Genomic DNA, 15,971 nt, shown 5'->3' with positions numbered 1-15,971 from the left:
GGCGCAGTGCCCGTGGCCATAAAACGCGCGTGCCGTAGCAGCGCGCCAGCCCTATATACGAAGAGGAATTAGCGCGGGCCCCGTTCCCGAAGCTGGCGAGCCCGCTCCATAGCGGCAGCAATGGCTGCCTTGCGTGCCTCCATACCCTCGGCCGCGACGGCGGCTGCCGCTGTGCCGGACGGTGCCGGTGTGGAGGCGCTGGGCGCGCTCACGCTGAGGGCGCTCGTGGCCTCGTCGTCCAAACCCTCATCTTCCAGCGGCACGCGCTGGCGGTGTTGTTGGTAGCGCTGCAGTGCCTGCTGCGCAAGCGGAGCCGACCATGCGGCCCAGCCGGTCGCACTGCCGCTGGCGTTGTCGAGATGGATGCAGTCCACCGGGCAGGCGGGGATGCACAGCTCGCACCCCGTGCAGTACGGCTCGATGACGGTGTGCATCTTCTTGTTGGAGCCCACGATGGCATCAGTGGGGCACGCCTTGATGCACAACGTGCAGCCAATGCACCAGGCCTCGTCGATGAAGGCCACGCTGCGCGGCGCCTCCGCCCCGTGGTCTGCGCTCAAGGGAACCACCGCATGACCCGTGATGGCGGCCAGGCGGGCGACCCCCTCTGCGCCCCCGGGGGGGCACTGGTTGATGGCGGCCTCTCCCTGCGCGATGGCCTGCGCATAGCTGGCGCAGTCGGGATAGCCGCAGCGCGTGCACTGCGTCTGGGGCAGCGCGGCGTCAATCCGCGCCGCGAGGTCCTGGACTGCTGCGTGGGCCAGGGGCGGGTGGCCGGAAGCGGGGTCGCTCAAGCCTTGCGCGCCTTGCTCTTGCTGCTGCGGGTGGACGGGGCCGCAGTGGCACTCGTCTTGGCTGCGCTCAGATCCGCGGAAGGGGCCTGTGCGGCACCTGTCGGTGCGGCAGCCGGCTGCACCCAGCGTGTGGCCACGGCGGTGGCTGCCCCGGCCTTGGCCGCAGCACGGGCGGGGGCGGGCTGGGCGGCGGTGGCTTTGGGAGACTTGGTTGCAGCGGCCTTGGCTGCCTGTGCGGGCTTGCTGGCAGCCTTGGCAGGTGTGGGAGCGGGGCTGGCAAGCCGGGGCGCAGGCGTCGCTGCGGGCGCGGCCATCGGCTTGGCCGGCAGCTCATGCTCCAGGATGAACGCGCGTACCTTGGGGTACACGATGTCGCGCCAGCGGCGGCCACTGAAGATGCCATAGTGGCCTGCGCCCTTGGCTTCAAGGTGGCGCTGCTCTTTGCGCACGATGCCGCTGCACAGGTCGTGGGCAGCTTCGGTCTGACCCGAGCCGGAGATATCGTCCAGCTCTCCTTCCACGGTGAACAGGGCGGTGGTCTTGATGTCTTGCGGGCGCACGCGCTCGATCTTGCCGGCGGGCGACCGCACGTCCCAGGTGCCGTTCACCAGCTTGTAGTCCTGGAATACGGTCTGGATGGTTTCGAGGTAGTAATCCGCATCCATGTCCAGCACGGCGTTGTACTCGTCGTAGAACTTGCGGTGGGCTTCGGCGCTGGCGTCGTCTCCCTTGATCAGGTCCTTGAAGTAGTCGTAGTGGCTGGACGCATGGCGGTCCGGGTTCATGGCCACAAACCCGGTGTATTGCAAAAAGCCTGGGTACACGCGGCGACCGGCGCCCGGGAATTTCTCCGGCACGCGGTAGATCACGTTGTTCTCAAACCACTCGTAGCTGCGGTTGGTGGCCAGATTGTTCACCGCCGTGGGCGACTTGCGGGCGTCGATGGGGCCGCCCATCATGGTCATGGTCAGCGGGGTTTTCTCGCCCCGGCTGGCCATCAGCGACACGGCTGCCAGCACGGGCACCGTGGGCTGGCACACGCTGATCACGTGGCAGTTGCCGTAGATGCCTTGCAGGTGGCGAATGAAGTCCTGCACGTAGTTGACGTAGTCGTCCAAATGAAACTCGCCCTCCGACAGGGGCACCAGGCGGGCGTTTTTCCAGTCGGTGATGTAGACCTTGTGGTCCTTGAGCATGGTGCGCACGGTGTCGCGCAGCAGCGTGGCATAGTGGCCCGACAGCGGCGCCACGATGAGCACCACGGGTTGGCCCTTGAGCTTGGTCAACGTCGCTGGATCGTCCGAGAAGCGCTTGAAGCGGCGCAGCTCGCAAAACGGCTTGTCCACCTCGATGCGCTCATGGATGGCGACACCGATGCCATTCACATCCACCGTGTGGATGTCGAACGCGGGCTTTTCATAGTCCTTGCCCAGGCGGTAGAGCAGGTCGTAACCGGCGGCCATGCGCTGGGCCATCGAGCTCTGGCTCAGCGGCGACACCGGGTTGCTGAACAACTTGGAAGCCGCCTGCGCAAAATCTGTAAAGGGCTCCATCAGGGAGCGCTGGGTTTCGTAGAGGTGGTACAGCATGGGGCGAAACTCCGTTTTGTTGCAGTGCAATATAGCAGCACTTGGTAACAAGCGCATGGAGTAAAACCACCAATGCCAAGTCGCCTTTGCGACAAATCGCTCAGGGCTTGGCCGCAGCCTGGGGGGCCGTCGGCAACAGCGCTTCAATCATCAAAAATAATAGCATTCAAGGCAAGAAGCACTAGCGCTTGCACCCATTTTTGCTTTATCCCTGCGGTTTGGGCTCTGCGTTGTCGCTCAGCCACGCCTCGAACGACTCGCGGGCCGAGTTGCGCAGCGCCGGGCGAAATGCGGTCTTGTTACTCAGGTACAGGCAGTGCCGGATCACCGTGTAAGGGTTGAAGCTGCCTTGCGGGTTCTGGTCCTCAAAGTGCTGCTTGTAGCGCTTGACCACTCCGATCGTCTCGCGCATCAGGCTGTTGAAGCGCGCACGCGTCATGCCGGGCGACCAGGCCTGGATGTCGTCCACGAACCCATCGACCTTGGACGGCTCGAACTCAAAGTCCTTGAAGAAATGCGTGGCGATCTTCAGAAAGGTGAAGGCATTGAGTTCGCTGCTGGTGGCTGCTGCGCGGGTGGGGGTCTGCAGATCGGCGGCGACATCCTGCACGGGTTCGGCGGTCTCGTCCGGGGCCTGCAGCAGTTCGGCGGCCGTCGCATCGCGGATTTGGCGAAACTCGCGGTCGGCCAGTTCAAACAGGGCCGACAGCACATTGATGCGTCGCTTGAGCTGGCCCGGGATCGACTTTTTGTACTTGATCTTGTGGTCCAGCACGCTCCAGGAGTCCTGGATGATGGTGCGCACCTGCAGCTCAAAGGGCCAGTGCGCATAGGCCGCGTGCTCTGGCAAATCGCGGTCGGCCGCGCTCAGCCTCAGGTCCAGGTGCAGCCCCTTGTAGCCAAACGAGGCCTCGGTGCTTTCCACCGCCGATACCTTGTCGGTCACTTCGATCACCGCGAAATGTGAGCGCACGATCTGGGCGATCTTCTCCAGCTCGTCTTCATACAGACACACCACCCGCACGCCGATGAGGTCGGTGATGTAGGTCTGGATGTCATAGGGCGTGTTGCTCTCTTCCAGCGCCGGCCGGTATTTGCGCACGAATTTGCGAACGCATTCGTCCACGTCCTTGACGCGCCCCTCGACCTTGGTGATGTCCACGCCGCCCGCCTGGGTCACCACGGCGGCCACCAGCGCGGTGAGTGCGGCGCAGGCGTCTTCCAGCGCCACCGCCTGCCCGGCGTACCAGGTGCGAAATTGGGATGCCTCCAGGTCGAAATCAAGCGATGCCATGCCAGGCCTTTGTGGTGGGTATTGCCAGGGTTGATGCAGGAAGTGGGCGCAAGCGCAATGTGCTCGCCGCGCAGCGGTTGCCAGCATATCCGGCCCGCGTGGACGATTCACGACATTCCTGTGCAGTTTGCGCGCAAATGCCCCTTTGCCTCGCAGGACAGATGCTCATAATGGTGTAGCACCGCCGGTGCACGATGCCCCTGCCGATCCGGCGCGCGCCTTCCACCAGGATTCATGACACCCACCCCAGACCCGCACATCGACGCAACCGCCGCGCCAGGGCAGGGCGCGCGTGCGTCTGACGACGTGGCGGGCAGCAGCGACCAGCGGTGGCTGCCGGTGGTGTTGCCGCCTTTGATTGCGCTGCTGACCCTGGGTTTGACCTTCCTGTACTGGCAAAGCGAAGAGACGAACACGCGGACCCGGCGCGAGCAGAACTTCGAGGTCGCGGCCGACCAGATCGCCTACAACCTCAAGGACCGCATGGCGACCTACGAGGTGGTGCTGCGCGGCGTCAAGGGCTACTTTGAAGGGTCGGAACGCATTGACCGCACCGAGTTCCAGGCCTATGTGAGTGCGCTGCAATTGCAGGCCACCCGGCCTGGACTGCAAGGGGTGTCGCTGATCTTGCAGTTCCCCGGCAAGGCGCTGGCCGCCCACCTGGAAGACATGCGCGAGCGCGGCTTTGACCAGTACGCCGTGCGTCCGCCGGGTGAGCGTGAGCTGCTGGCCCCCATCACCCACATCGAGCCACTGGAGGGGCCCAACCTCAAGGCGCTGGGCCTTGATGTGCTGACCATTCCTCCCGCCAAGGAAGCCCTGGACCGGGCCCGCGACACAGGAGCGCTGGCGTTGTCGGGGCGGCTGACACTGATGCAGAACGGCGTCCCGGGGTTGGTGATGTACATGCCTTTGTATGGCGCCAGCGCAGATGTCAGCACGGTCGAAGGGCGGCGGCTGGGGCTGGCGGGATGGGTGTCCGCGCCGTTTCGCATGGAGGATGTGATCCACGGCATGTCCCGCGAATTCGACGCCGACATTGGCCTCCAGATCACCGACAGCACCCCGGGCGCCGCTGCGGAGCCAGCCGCTGCGGGCGCGCTGCTGTTCAGCAACCTGGAGGTCTCTGCCGTGGGGGCCGGTGCTCAGGTTTTGCAGGCGCGGCGCGAACTGGAGCTGGGCGGTCGCCGCTGGACGCTGCAGATGGCCCCCCGGCCGGGCTTTGTCCAGCGCTTCCAGGAAGATGGGCACCACCCGGTCGCGTTGCTGGGCACGGCGCTCAGCCTGATTCTCGCGTGGTTCACCTGGCTGCTGGCCACGGGCCGTGAGCGCGCGGTGGCGCTGGCGCGCGACATGACGGCCGAACTGCGCGCCACCCGCGACGACCTGGAGAGCACCCTCAGCGCCATCCCCGACCTGTTGTTCGAGCTGGGACTGGACGGATGCATCCACCACTACCGATCGGCCCGGTCGGGCGAACTGGCCGTGCCCCCCGAGATGTTTCTGGGCCGCCTGCTGCGCGATGTGGTGCCCCCCGAAGCCGCCGCAGGCTGCCATGCCGCGCTGGAAGCCGCGCACCACGCCGGGTATTCCTCGGGCCACCAGTTCCGACTGGAGCTGGGCGGTGTCACCCACTGGTTCGAGCTGTCGATTGCGCGCAAGGAGAGTGCGGCGCCTGGCGACGAACCCCGCTTCATCGCGCTCTCGCGCGACATCACCGAGCGCAAGCAGGCCGAGGCCCGTTCGCATCAGCTGGCGTATTTTGATGCGCTCACCGGCCTGCCCAATCGGCGCATGCTGCTGGACCGCATGGAGCACGCCCTGGCCAATGCCCAGAAGGCAGCGCAGGTGGGGGCCGTGCTTTATATCGACCTAGACGACTTCAAGCAGATCAACGACGCACGGGGGCACACCGTGGGCGATACGCTGCTCATGCAGGTGGCCCAGCGGCTCACGCAGTTGCAGCGCCCGGGCGACACCGTGGCGCGCCTGGGCGGGGACGAGTTTGTGGTGCTGGTGCACAACGTGGCGTCGGACATGGAATCCGCCGGACGGGCGGCGCTGCTGGTGGCCGAGGAGATGCGCGCGGCGCTCGAAGTGCCCTACACCATCGACACCCACCTCTACAGCACCACGGGCAGCATCGGCATCACGCTGTTTCCCAAGCGGGGCGAGGGCGTCGAAGACCTGCTGCGCGAGGCCGATACCGCCATGTACCGCGCCAAGGACCTGGGGCGCAACCGCATCCGCTTTTACGAGGCTGCCATGCAGGCCGACGTGCAGGAGCGCCTGGCGCTGGAGCAGGACCTGAAAAAGGCGCAGACGCTGGGCGAGCTGGCCGCCTTTGTGCAAAACCAGGTGGATGCTGCGGGCAATGTGGTGGGGGGCGAATTCTTGATGCGCTGGACCCACCCCGTGCGGGGCAACGTGCCACCCAGCCGCTTCATCCCCATTGCCGAGGCGTCGGGCCTCATCCTGCGCATGGGTGACTGGATGATCCAGCAGACCTGCGAGACCTTGGCGCGCCTGCAGGCAGCGGGGCGAGAGCTGTCGCTGTCCGTTAACGTGAGCGAGCGGCAGTTCCGCCAGGACGACTTTGTGGAGCGCGTGCGCCACATATTGGCCCACACCGGCGCCAACCCGGCCCACCTGATCCTGGAGGTGACGGAGAGCCTGCTGATCGAAGACCTGGACGACACCATCGCCCGCATGACCGAGATCGTGCAGTTGGGCGTGCGTTTCTCCATCGACGACTTTGGCACCGGCTATTCGAGCCTGGCCTACCTCAAGCGGCTGCCGCTGTACGAGTTGAAGATCGACAAGAGCTTTGTGCAAGACACCCCGGACGACCCCAACGACACGGCCATCGTTCAGTCCATCATCTCGGTGGCCCGCCACCTCAACCTGCGTGTGGTGGCCGAGGGCGTGGAGACACGCGCCCAGGCGGATTTTCTGGTGGAGAGCCAGTGCGAGTGCTTGCAGGGCTACCTGTTCGGGCGGCCGGAGCCCCTGGCGGCGTGGGTGGGGCGGCTGGTTACCTAGCCGCTGCTGCTGCCAGCGCGCCCAGCTCCGCAGGCTGCTCGGGCGCAGCGCTCGCATACGACTGCATTGCCAGCGCATGCACCTCCCGCGCGGGGCGGTCCTTGAGCAGATGGTTGCTCCACACCTGGCGCCAGATGCGCGCGCCGGGCAGGCTGTGGCGCAAGCCCAGCATGTGGCGGGCGATGTGGGGCCAGGGGGTACCGTATTGGACGGCCTCGCGTTCCATGTATTCGACCATGGCCAGCTCCACTTCCTCGCGGGTCAGGGTGCAAGGGGCGCCCCCGTAGTAAAGCTGGTCCCAGCGCGCCAGCCACCAGGGGTTGTGATACGCCTCACGGCCGATCATCACGCCGTCCAGGTGTTCCAGCTGCTCCTGCACCACCGCGTCGGTGGTGATACCGCCGTTGATGGCGATGGTGAACTGCGGAAACTCGGCCTTGAGCTGGTGCACCACCTCGTAGCGCAGCGGCGGCACATCGCGGTTTTCCTTTGGGCTCAGGCCCTGCAGCCAGGCATTGCGCGCGTGCACGATGAACACGGTGCACCCGGCCTCGGCCACGGTGCCGATGAAGTCGCGCACAAAGCCGTAGTCCTCCACCTTGTCGATGCCAATGCGGTGCTTGACGGTGACGGGCACGCTCACCACGTCCTTCATGGCCTTGACGCAGTCGGCCACCAGCTGGGGCGACTTCATCAGGCTGGCGCCGAACGCGCCCCGCTGCACGCGGTCGCTGGGGCAGCCGCAGTTGAGGTTGATTTCGCCATAGCCCCACTGCGCGCCGAGGCGCGCGGCCTCTGCCAGCTTGTCGGGCTCATTGCCGCCCAGTTGCAAGGCCACAGGGTGTTCTTCGGCATTGAAACGCAGGTGGCGCTCGGTGCCGCCATGGATGATGGCGCCCGCATTCACCATCTCGGTGTACAGCAGGGTCTGGCGGGTCAGCAGCCGGTGAAAGTAACGGCAGTGGCGGTCGGTCCAGTCCATCATGGGGGCGACGGACATGCGCCAGGGGCTCAAGGTGGGTTCCACGGGCAAACAGCGAGGGCGGAGAGGGGGGTGTTCTGCAGCAGAGCGGCCCCTCTGGTCGGGGCCGCTGCGGGGCTGCAGGTGCGAAATTCGGATTATCCCACTGGCTGCGCGCGAGGGGGCGCTGGAGTGTTTTGAGTCAAAACGGGCGCAGGCGCTCGTGTTGATTGCGCTGGATGCTATCAAAAACGAAGTTCAAGGACTCGTGGGTTTGGGCGCACAGGGGCCTGTGCCTGGTCGTCAGCGCATCAACGCGCGTTCTGTCCCAGGTCTTGCAGCCCGTATTTCCGCACGATCTCGGTCCGCTGACGCGGGTCGATGTTGATGTGGGTGGCGTCGCGGCCCACCTGGGCCAGCAGGCGCGGGTCCATCACGCGGCGCCACAGGGGCGGCACATAGGCCAGCGTGAACATGCCGAAGTAGCCGATGGGCAGCTGCGGCACGTCGTCAAAGTGGCGCAGCGACTGGTAGCGGCGCAGCGGGTGCGCGTGGTGGTCCGAATGCCGCTGCAGATGGAACAAGGCCCAGTTGGAGAACACGTGGTTGCTGTTCCACGAATGCTGGGGGCGGCAAGGTTCGAAGCGGCCGCTGGCGTCTTGTCGCCTCAGTAGGCCATAGTGCTCGACATAGTTGGCCGAGGTGAGCTGAAAGTTGGCCCAGAAGGACGCCACCAGCAAAAACGGCAGGATTGCCAGGCCCAGCCATAGTGCCAGCCCGATCCACAGCAGCCCCGTGATGAGCGCGGGCTGCAGGATCTCGTTGTGCCATGTCAGCACGGGCAGGTGCTGGCGGGTGAGGCGGTCTTTCTCCAGTGCCCAGGCGCGGCGCGCAGCCCCGGGCATCTCGCGCAGCACAAAGCGGTAGATGGACTCGCCCATGCGCGACGAGGCTGGGTCGGCCGGGGTGGCCACGTCGCGGTGGTGGCCCCGGTTGTGTTCGATGAAGAAGTGCCCATAGGCCGTGGGCGCCAGCACCAGCTTGGCCAGCCAGCGTTCCAGCGCCGTGTTCTTGTGGCCCAGCTCATGCCCCAGGTTGATGCAGAACCCGCCCACGGTGCCCGTGGTCAGCACCATTGCCAGCACGCCGTGCCAGGGCAGGGGCTGCGTGGCTACCCACCAGGCGCTGAAGATGAAGGCCGCCCACAGCACCGGCACCAGCAGAAAGGTGATGCGGCGGTAGTAGCGGTCGTGCTCCAGCGCAGGCACTGCGGATTCGGGCGGGTTGCTCTGGTCCACGCCCAGCATCCAGTCGAGCAACGGGGCGACGAGGTAGAAAAAGGCCACCGGCGCCCACAGCGCCAGCGGATCCCCCGTCCAGACCATCAAGGCCGGGCCCACGCCCACGGTGCAGGGCACCACCAGCGACAGCAGCCATGCGTACCGCTTGCGATCGCGGTAGGGTGGGGTGGTGGGGCGCTGGGCTTGCAGCATGGGGCGGCGGTAAGAACACGGGCCTGCTACTGGTGAATTTTGGACCGGCGAGGCGCAAACGCCAGTTTTATTTGGCATTCCGTTGTTGTCACGAAAAATTGAACCAAAACACTCGATAGTGCCGATGTTGATTGCCTGGATTGCTATCAAATGGTGAGTGCCATTGCAAGCGCTGCATACAGGCTGCGTTGGCTGTACTTTGCCTTGCGTCAAGGCGGGACATTGGCCCTATCAGCGATACTCGCGGCGCTTTCGACGCCTGCAAGGCCTCGGGTTCGCCGCCCGCTTCAGCGCTCCAGGCTCCGTTCTGTCACCCCGTTTCCCATGCACCACACCATTTTTGACACACCGGTTGTCAACACGCTCCTGCGCGCCATTTCGCGCTTTACCCTGCGCATTACCGGCTGGAAAGTTGAAGGCACCTTGCCCGCCCACGCCGCCAAAAGCGTGCTGATCGCCGCGCCGCACACCAGCAACTGGGACCTGCCGTACACGCTGATGCTGGCGTTTTCGCTGCGGCTGCGGGTGTACTGGATGGGCAAGCACAGCCTGTTCAAGGCGCCGTTTGGCGGGGTGATGCGCTGGCTGGGCGGCATCCCGGTGGACCGCAGCCAGGCCAACAACCTGGTCGCCAGCTCGGCCCAGGCCATGCGCGATGCAGAAGGCCCCATGCAGCTCATCGTGCCGCCCGAAGGCACGCGGGGCAAGACGCGGCACTGGAAGACGGGCTTCTACTTCATCGCCCAGCAGGCGGGTGTTCCCATTGTGCTGGCGTTTGTGGACTACGGCCGCAAGGTCGGCGGCCTGGGCCCGGTGTTTGAGCCCACGGGCGATGTGGAGCGGGATATGGCGAGCATCAAGGCGTTCTATGCGCCGATCCGGGGCAAGAACCCGACGCAGTTCGAGGCCTGATTTTTTTGGTTATTGAATGAATTGGGCTGCTGGCGCTTATGGGGAAAGCGGTAGCTGCTATCAAAAAGGTAGTTGATGCGATGGGCTGCGTTCAGGCTCCCACGCTTCGCCGGTCGATCTTGCGGCTGAGCACGATGCTGGTCTGCGTCTGGTGCACGCCGTCCAGTTGGCCTACCTTGTCGAGCAGGGCGTCAAGCTGCTCGTGGCTGGTGCAGCGCAAGAACACCAGGTAATCAAACGGCCCGCTCACGGCAGACACCTCTTCGACCTCAGCCATGGCCTCCAGCGCGCGCAGCACGGCGGGCGCAGTCTTGGGCAGCACGCAGATGCTGCACCACGCCCGCACGGTGGTGGCGTCTAGCCGCTGACCCAGCCGCACCCCATAGCCCGCGACCACACCGGATCGCTCCAGCCGCGCAATGCGCGCCACCACCGTGGTTCGGGCCAGCCCCAGCTTGCGGGCGAGCTGGGCTGTGCCCTCGCGTGCGTTGGCCTGCAACAGGCTGAGCAGTTGCCGGTCGGTGTCATCCAGGGTCTGGGTCATGGGTGTTTCGTCCAAAAAGTCATAGTGACCATCATATTCATCGTTATGACAAAACAAAGAGCTGCTTACGACGTTTTGGGAGCTACACATTGACAGCACTGCTGCCTAGCATCAAGGCATCACCAACACCTCGCCGCTGCATGCGGCGAGCACTACCGGGAGCGCTGCCATGACCACCTTTGCCACTAACTCGAACTCCGCCGCCCGCCGCGCCATCACCGTCCTGGGGGCCGGCCACATCGGCTTTGCGATGGCGCTCTTGCTCCAGCAGTCCGGCGACTACGACATCCTGGTGGCAGACCGTGATCCGGCCCGCCTGGCCGAAGTGGCGACGCTAGGCATCTCCACCCGGTTGACCACAGATGACGTGAGCTTGCAAGCCGCCATCGACGGCCGCTTTGCCGTGTTGAACGCACTGCCATTCCATCGCGCTGTGCCTGTAGCCACGTTGTGCGCGAGCGCAGGCGTGCATTACTTTGACCTGACCGAGGACGTGGCCAGCACCCAGGCCATCCGCACCCTGGCCGCCAATGCCCGCAGCGTGCTCATGCCGCAGTGCGGCCTGGCGCCGGGCTTCATCGGCATCGTGGGCAACGACCTGGCCCGGCGCTTTGACACCCTGCACTCGCTGCGCATGCGTGTGGGTGCGTTGCCCCGCTACCCGCAGGGCGCCCTGCGCTACAACCTGACCTGGAGCACCGAGGGCCTCATCAACGAGTACTGCAACCCCTGCGAAGCCATTGTGGACGGCGTGCGCACCACGGTGCCCGCGCTGGAGGGGCTGGAGACCTTTGCGCTCGACGGTGTGGAATACGAGGCCTTCAACACCTCGGGCGGGCTGGGCACGCTGACGGAGACGCTGGAGGGCAAGGCGCGGCAGGTGGACTATCAGTCCATCCGCTACCCGGGCCACAACGCCATCCTCAAGCTGCTGCTGAATGACCTGCGCCTGCGCGACCGGCGCGATCTGCTCAAGGACATTCTCGAAACCGCCATCCCCACCACGGACCAGGACGTGATCGTGGTGTTTGCCACCGCGTCAGGTCTCAAGGGCGGGCGGCTGGTGCAGGACTCATATTCCGCCCGCATCTTGGGCACCGAGGTGGCTTGGCACCGGCTCAGCGCCATCCAGCTCACCACGGCGGCAGGCATCTGCACGGCGCTGGATCTGGTGGCGCAGGGGCGGCTGCCGCAGCAGGGTTTTGTGGGGCAGGAGGCTGTCGCGCTGGGCGACTTTTTGGCCAACCGCTTTGGCTCCGCCTACGCCAGGCAGGGCGAGCTGGTGCACTGAGCCCCTCTTGACTGGCTCAGCGCCCCGGCTTCTGGTACATGCCCTCAATGGCCTCGGCAAAGTGCGCCATCAGGTTGTTGCGCTTGAGCTTGAGCGTGGGGGTCATGAAGGTGTTTTCAATCGTCCACGGATCGAGCGTCAGGTGCACCGTGCGCGGTACGGCATAGCGGGCGAAACTGGCGGTGTTCTTTTCGATACGTGCCAGCACGGCGCGGTGCACGCTGGGGTGGTTCAGGCTGTCCGCCGCCTGGGGGTTGAGGCCCAGGTCGGCCGCCAGGCGCTGCCACTCGCCCGCGTTCAGCACGGCCACGCAGGCGATGAAGGGGCGGTTTTCGCCCACCACAAAAGCCTGTTCCAGCAGCGGGTCAGCCAGCAGGGCCAGTTCCAGGTCGCCCGGCGGGATCTTTTCGCCAGTCGAGGTGACGATGATTTCCTTGATGCGGCCCTTGATGTAGATGCGGCCGTTCACGATGTCGGCCTGGTCGCCGGTGCCCAGCCAGCCGTCGGGGCTCAGCATCTTGGCCGTGTCTTCCGGCCGCTTCCAGTAGCCCTTCATCACAATGGGGCCGCGCACCTGCAGCTCGTGGTTGTCGCCAATGCGCACCTCCACACCGGGCAGGGCCTTGCCTACGCAGGCGGGGTCGTTGTCGTCCAGTGCGTTGACCGACACCACAGGCGCGGTCTCGGTCATGCCGTAGCCCTGGATCAGCGGCAGCCCCAGACCCAGAAAGCACTTGGCAATGGTGGGCGACAGCGGGGCGCCACCACTCACCGCCACGCGCACGCGGCCGCCAAACTGGGCCAGCAAAGGCTTGGCCACCAGGGCCTGCAGCGCCGGCCAGGGCAGGGCAGTCATCCAGCCTGCCGCCTGGCTGCTGGCGTCCGGCGTCGGGGCCGGCAGGCGCTGCGCGGCACAAAACCGGGCCCAGCCCTTGTTCTGCGCGGCTTCGTACAGCTGCATCTTCCAGGGTGTGGGCGAGAGCTTTTCGATCAGCTTGGCGTGGATGCGCTCGTAAATGCGCGGCACCGACACCAGCACGGTGGGGCGTATGGTTTTCAGGTCTTCCGCCAGCTGGGCCACCGAGCGCGCATAGGCCACACAACTGCCTGCGGCAATCGGCAGGTAGTAGCCGCCCGTGCGTTCGAAGGTGTGCGACAGCGGCAGGAACGACAGGAACACGTCGTCCACCGTGGGTGCAATGCGCTCCAGCACGGCCTTCACGTCGCTCACCACGTTACGGTGCGTCAGCATCACGCCCTTGGGTTTGCCGGTGGTGCCGGAGGTGTAGACGATGGCGGCCAGGTCATCGGCCTGCGGGCCTGTGGCTGTTGTAGGTGCGCCCGTTTGCGCCGCCCCCGTCAGCCATTGCGCGAGCGAGCCAACGGCCGGGCTGTCGATAGACCCCGGGGTGGGCTTGAAGGCGTCGTCATCATCGGTAATGACCACGGCGCGCAGGGCCGGGAAGGGCGTGCCAACCGCGCGGATCTTCTCCCACTGCTCGGCCTGACTCACGATCAGCATCGAGGCCTCGCAGTCCGCCAGGATGTAGGCGATGCTGCCCGGGTTGTCGATGGCGTGCAGCGGCACGGGCACGCCGCCGGTGGCCAGCGTGGCCTGGTCTGCGCACATGGCATTGAGGCCGTTGGGCTGCAAGATGGCCACGCGGGCGGCCGGTGGCAGCTGCATGGCGGCGAGGGCCTGGGCCCAGGTGTTCACACGCTCTGCGGTCTGCGCCCAGGTGAGGCTGGCCCATGCCTGCCGGGAGGAGTCAAACGCCCGGTAGGCCTCGGCCTGGGGGGTGCGGGCGGCGCGGTAGGCCAGGAGCTGGGGCAGCGTTTGCACGCTGGCGATATCGGAAGGAGTGGCGAGCATGGAACTGTACGGTGGAGGCAGCCGCGCCAGGGCGGCCGGGCGGGCCCGGCCGGGAAGCGGGTGCCGGGGATTCATGCGGGCGCTGAGCCGGCGGGCTGGCGGTAGCCTCAGTGGAATCCCGAAGGATCATAGCGAGGGAAACTTGCAAAACCCCGCCGTAGGCCCTGCGGGTTGTAAATGGTGTGTTCCACTTGTTGGAATGATCGCGGGCGCCAATCCGGCTAGTAGGGGTGAACGGGCGCCCCTGCAAGGCTTGGCCGAGCTTTGCAGGGAGAATGCCGCTTTGCGCCTTGGCGCCAATCCCCTTCTTTGCACCTCCCATGGATCCCGTCACCATCTTTGTTGTAGCCACGCTCATGATGCTGGCCAATGGATGGGTACTGGGGTTGATGCGCAGGGACTTCCCGGTCACGCTGCGCCCCAGCGCGGAGACCTGGCGTATTGCCACGCTGATGTTGGCCGCCAGCTCGCTGCTGTATGCGTTTCAGTACCACTTGCCTCTGGGTGTGGCGTCTCCGATGGCCAATGGCCTCGTCATGCTGGGGTGCACCGGCTACTGGCGCGCCCTGCGGCAGTTCTATGGCCTGCCTGACCCACGCTGGCTGCTGGCGCCTGCGGTGGTCGGCACCTTGGGCGTTATTTGGTTTGCCGTGTTTCAGCCCGACACCCGCATGCGGGTGCTCATCCTGACCGCAAGCTGCACGTTCTTGCTGCTCGCCAGTTTTGAATTGCTGTTGTCGCAAAAGACGTCGGAAGGGCGGCACAGCCGTCGCGTGATGGCCAGCTTGTTTGCGCTGGTCGCGGTGTTTCTGGTGCTCCGCGCCGCCTATCTGGCTGCGCGTGGCGCCAGCCCCTCTTTTGACGTCACGGGTGAGGGGGCGTGGATCAACATCGCCAGCCCCATGGTCACGGCCCTGCTGCCGGTGGTGGGCACCACCGCCTTTCTGCTGATGTGTTCCGAAAGTGTCGGCCGGCAGTGGCAACTGGCGGCATCCACCGACTACCTCACGGGGCTGCCCAACCGGAGAACCCTCGTTACCGTGGGTGAGCGACGCTTTGGCGAAGCGACCCGCCTGCCGGGGCAGACTTTGGCTTTGGCCGTCATCGACATCGACCACTTCAAGTCCATCAACGACACACACGGCCATGAGGTAGGGGATGTGGCGCTGCGGCATGTGGCAGAGCATCTGAGGGCCGCATGCCGCGGCGCGGATCTGGCAGCCCGGCATGGCGGCGAAGAATTTGTGGTGCTCTGGGATGGCCTGGATATCGACGCCGCCGTCACGGCCGCAGAGCGGCTGCGCGCGCTGGTGGCGCGCGAGGTGTTGCATGTCGATGGCAAGACGGTCTCGATGACGGTATCCATGGGTGTCGCGGCCGTCGGGGCACGAGACAGCAGCTTTCACGACGTTCTCAGGCGTGCGGACGAAGCGCTGTACGCCGCAAAGGCCGGTGGGCGCAATCGGGTGGAGTCGGCCGCCTGACGACGCAGGCCTGCACGCGTCAGCGCGTAGCCGCTTCAGGTCGCCGCTTCCAGCCCCTGTGCGAAGTGCGCCTGCATGGCCTTGGCCGTGGCCTTGGCGTCGCGCGCCAGCATCGCAGCCAGGATGGCGCGGTGCTCGCTCAGCGAGTCTTCGATGCGCCCTTGCTTGAACAGCGAGTTGTGGCGGTTGAGCTTCATCACCTTGCGCAGGTCGGCCACCATCTGGCTGCGCCAGCGGTTGTCGGCCATCTCCAGCAGGTGCATGTGAAAGCGCTCGTTGATGGCAAAGAATTTTTCGCGGTCTGCCACGGCGGCTTCCAGCTCGGCGTGCAGGTCTTGCAGCGTTTTCAGCTGGGCCTCGGTGGCGCGCTCGGCCACCACGCCCGCGGCGTCGCTCTCCAGCAGGCTGAGCAGGTGGTACACGTCGCGCAGGTCTTTTTCGCTCATCTCCGTCACATAGGCGCCACGGCGCACCTTCATCGTGACCAGGCCTTCGGCGGCCAGCACCTTCAGCGCCTCGCGCAGCGGCGTGCGGCTGATGCCGAACTCCTCGGCAATCTTGAGCTCGTCGATCCAGCTGCCGGGCTCCAGCTCGCGGCGGAAGATGCGCTGGCGCAATTGCTCGGCCACTTCTTCGTAGAGCGCGCGGGGAGTGAGTGTGAGGGCAGACATGGGACGGATTGTAAGCTGCACGG

The 15,971-nt window shown here is 65.7% G+C and carries 12 protein-coding genes; 4 read left to right on the top strand and 8 right to left on the bottom strand.

What is annotated here, in order from left to right; all coding sequences use genetic code 11:
* Positions 1 to 68 precede the first annotated feature (68 nt).
* From rsxB to ASD94_RS15795, 3 genes are all read right to left on the bottom strand, one after another.
* Positions 69 to 794, bottom strand: coding sequence for an electron transport complex subunit RsxB (gene rsxB / locus ASD94_RS15805; RefSeq protein WP_082576901.1), 726 nt, complete (start codon positions 792 to 794; stop codon positions 69 to 71).
* The gene (locus ASD94_RS15800) at positions 791 to 2,383 is read right to left on the bottom strand and encodes a polyhydroxyalkanoate depolymerase (RefSeq protein WP_056644651.1); all 1,593 of its coding nucleotides are present in this window, start codon (positions 2,381 to 2,383) and stop codon (positions 791 to 793) included. Before ASD94_RS15800 ends, rsxB begins: the two co-directional genes overlap by 4 nt.
* A gap of 205 nt (positions 2,384 to 2,588) precedes the next feature.
* Positions 2,589 to 3,677, bottom strand: a complete 1,089-nt coding sequence (locus tag ASD94_RS15795) for a GTP pyrophosphokinase family protein (RefSeq protein ID WP_056644648.1) — start codon at positions 3,675 to 3,677, stop codon at positions 2,589 to 2,591.
* A 234-nt stretch (positions 3,678 to 3,911) separates the two neighbouring features.
* Here ASD94_RS15795 and ASD94_RS24220 point away from each other — a divergent pair, with 234 nt between their 5' ends.
* Positions 3,912 to 6,719: an EAL domain-containing protein gene (locus ASD94_RS24220; protein WP_082576900.1), complete on the top strand. Its 2,808-nt coding sequence runs from the start codon at positions 3,912 to 3,914 to the stop codon at positions 6,717 to 6,719.
* On the opposite strand, the gene dusA is transcribed toward ASD94_RS24220, so the two are convergent.
* Positions 6,712 to 7,752 carry a tRNA dihydrouridine(20/20a) synthase DusA gene (dusA, locus tag ASD94_RS15785; RefSeq protein WP_082576899.1) on the bottom strand — a complete coding sequence of 347 codons (1,041 nt, stop codon included), beginning with the start codon at positions 7,750 to 7,752 and terminating at the stop codon, positions 6,712 to 6,714. The two genes, ASD94_RS24220 and dusA, sit on opposite strands and share 8 nt — an antisense overlap.
* A gap of 239 nt (positions 7,753 to 7,991) precedes the next feature.
* A complete protein-coding gene (locus tag ASD94_RS15780; protein ID WP_056644646.1) occupies positions 7,992 to 9,173 on the bottom strand; it encodes an alkane 1-monooxygenase in 1,182 nt (393 codons plus the stop codon).
* A 324-nt stretch (positions 9,174 to 9,497) separates the two neighbouring features.
* On the opposite strand from ASD94_RS15780, the gene ASD94_RS15775 reads away from it, so the two are divergent.
* The gene (locus tag ASD94_RS15775; protein WP_056644643.1) at positions 9,498 to 10,085 is read left to right on the top strand and encodes a lysophospholipid acyltransferase family protein; all 588 of its coding nucleotides are present in this window, start codon (positions 9,498 to 9,500) and stop codon (positions 10,083 to 10,085) included.
* A gap of 91 nt (positions 10,086 to 10,176) precedes the next feature.
* Here the strand turns inward: ASD94_RS15775 and ASD94_RS15770 are convergent, their stop codons facing one another.
* Entirely contained in the window at positions 10,177 to 10,629 is a 453-nt protein-coding gene (locus ASD94_RS15770; RefSeq protein WP_056644640.1) for an Lrp/AsnC family transcriptional regulator, read from the bottom strand.
* 169 nt (positions 10,630 to 10,798) lie between these two features.
* Here ASD94_RS15770 and ASD94_RS15765 point away from each other — a divergent pair, with 169 nt between their 5' ends.
* Entirely contained in the window at positions 10,799 to 11,920 is a 1,122-nt protein-coding gene (locus ASD94_RS15765) for a saccharopine dehydrogenase family protein (protein ID WP_056644637.1), read from the top strand.
* Positions 11,921 to 11,936: 16 nt separating this feature from the next.
* Here the strand turns inward: ASD94_RS15765 and ASD94_RS15760 are convergent, their stop codons facing one another.
* Positions 11,937 to 13,793 carry a long-chain fatty acid--CoA ligase gene (locus ASD94_RS15760; protein WP_082576898.1) on the bottom strand — a complete coding sequence of 619 codons (1,857 nt, stop codon included), beginning with the start codon at positions 13,791 to 13,793 and terminating at the stop codon, positions 11,937 to 11,939.
* 320 nt (positions 13,794 to 14,113) lie between these two features.
* On the opposite strand from ASD94_RS15760, the gene ASD94_RS15755 reads away from it, so the two are divergent.
* Positions 14,114 to 15,277, top strand: a complete 1,164-nt coding sequence (locus ASD94_RS15755) for a diguanylate cyclase (RefSeq protein WP_056644633.1) — start codon at positions 14,114 to 14,116, stop codon at positions 15,275 to 15,277.
* Between the two features lie 35 nt (positions 15,278 to 15,312).
* Here the strand turns inward: ASD94_RS15755 and ASD94_RS15750 are convergent, their stop codons facing one another.
* Entirely contained in the window at positions 15,313 to 15,948 is a 636-nt protein-coding gene (locus ASD94_RS15750) for a GntR family transcriptional regulator (protein ID WP_056644630.1), read from the bottom strand.
* Between the last annotated feature and the right edge of the window lie 23 nt (positions 15,949 to 15,971).

This window comes from Acidovorax sp. Root70 (assembly GCF_001428225.1).
Taxonomy (GTDB): domain Bacteria; phylum Pseudomonadota; class Gammaproteobacteria; order Burkholderiales; family Burkholderiaceae_C; genus Acidovorax.
Note: the sequence above shows the minus strand (reverse complement) of the source record. Positions and strands in the feature narration are given on the sequence as shown.

Bases quoted from the DNA above. Each gene is read 5' to 3' on its own strand.
- ASD94_RS15770 (WP_056644640.1), bottom strand. From the start codon at position 10,629: ATGACCCAGACCCTGGATGACACCGACCGGCAACTGCTCAGCCTGTTG.
- ASD94_RS15760 (WP_082576898.1), bottom strand. From the start codon at position 13,793: ATGCTCGCCACTCCTTCCGATATCGCCAGCGTGCAAACGCTGCCCCAG.
- ASD94_RS15765 (WP_056644637.1), top strand. From the start codon at position 10,799: ATGACCACCTTTGCCACTAACTCGAACTCCGCCGCCCGCCGCGCCATC.
- ASD94_RS15750 (WP_056644630.1), bottom strand. From the start codon at position 15,948: ATGTCTGCCCTCACACTCACTCCCCGCGCGCTCTACGAAGAAGTGGCC.
- ASD94_RS15795 (WP_056644648.1), bottom strand. From the start codon at position 3,677: ATGGCATCGCTTGATTTCGACCTGGAGGCATCCCAATTTCGCACCTGG.
- ASD94_RS15800 (WP_056644651.1), bottom strand. From the start codon at position 2,383: ATGCTGTACCACCTCTACGAAACCCAGCGCTCCCTGATGGAGCCCTTT.
- ASD94_RS15780 (WP_056644646.1), bottom strand. From the start codon at position 9,173: ATGCTGCAAGCCCAGCGCCCCACCACCCCACCCTACCGCGATCGCAAG.
- ASD94_RS15755 (WP_056644633.1), top strand. From the start codon at position 14,114: ATGGATCCCGTCACCATCTTTGTTGTAGCCACGCTCATGATGCTGGCC.
- ASD94_RS15775 (WP_056644643.1), top strand. From the start codon at position 9,498: ATGCACCACACCATTTTTGACACACCGGTTGTCAACACGCTCCTGCGC.
- ASD94_RS24220 (WP_082576900.1), top strand. From the start codon at position 3,912: ATGACACCCACCCCAGACCCGCACATCGACGCAACCGCCGCGCCAGGG.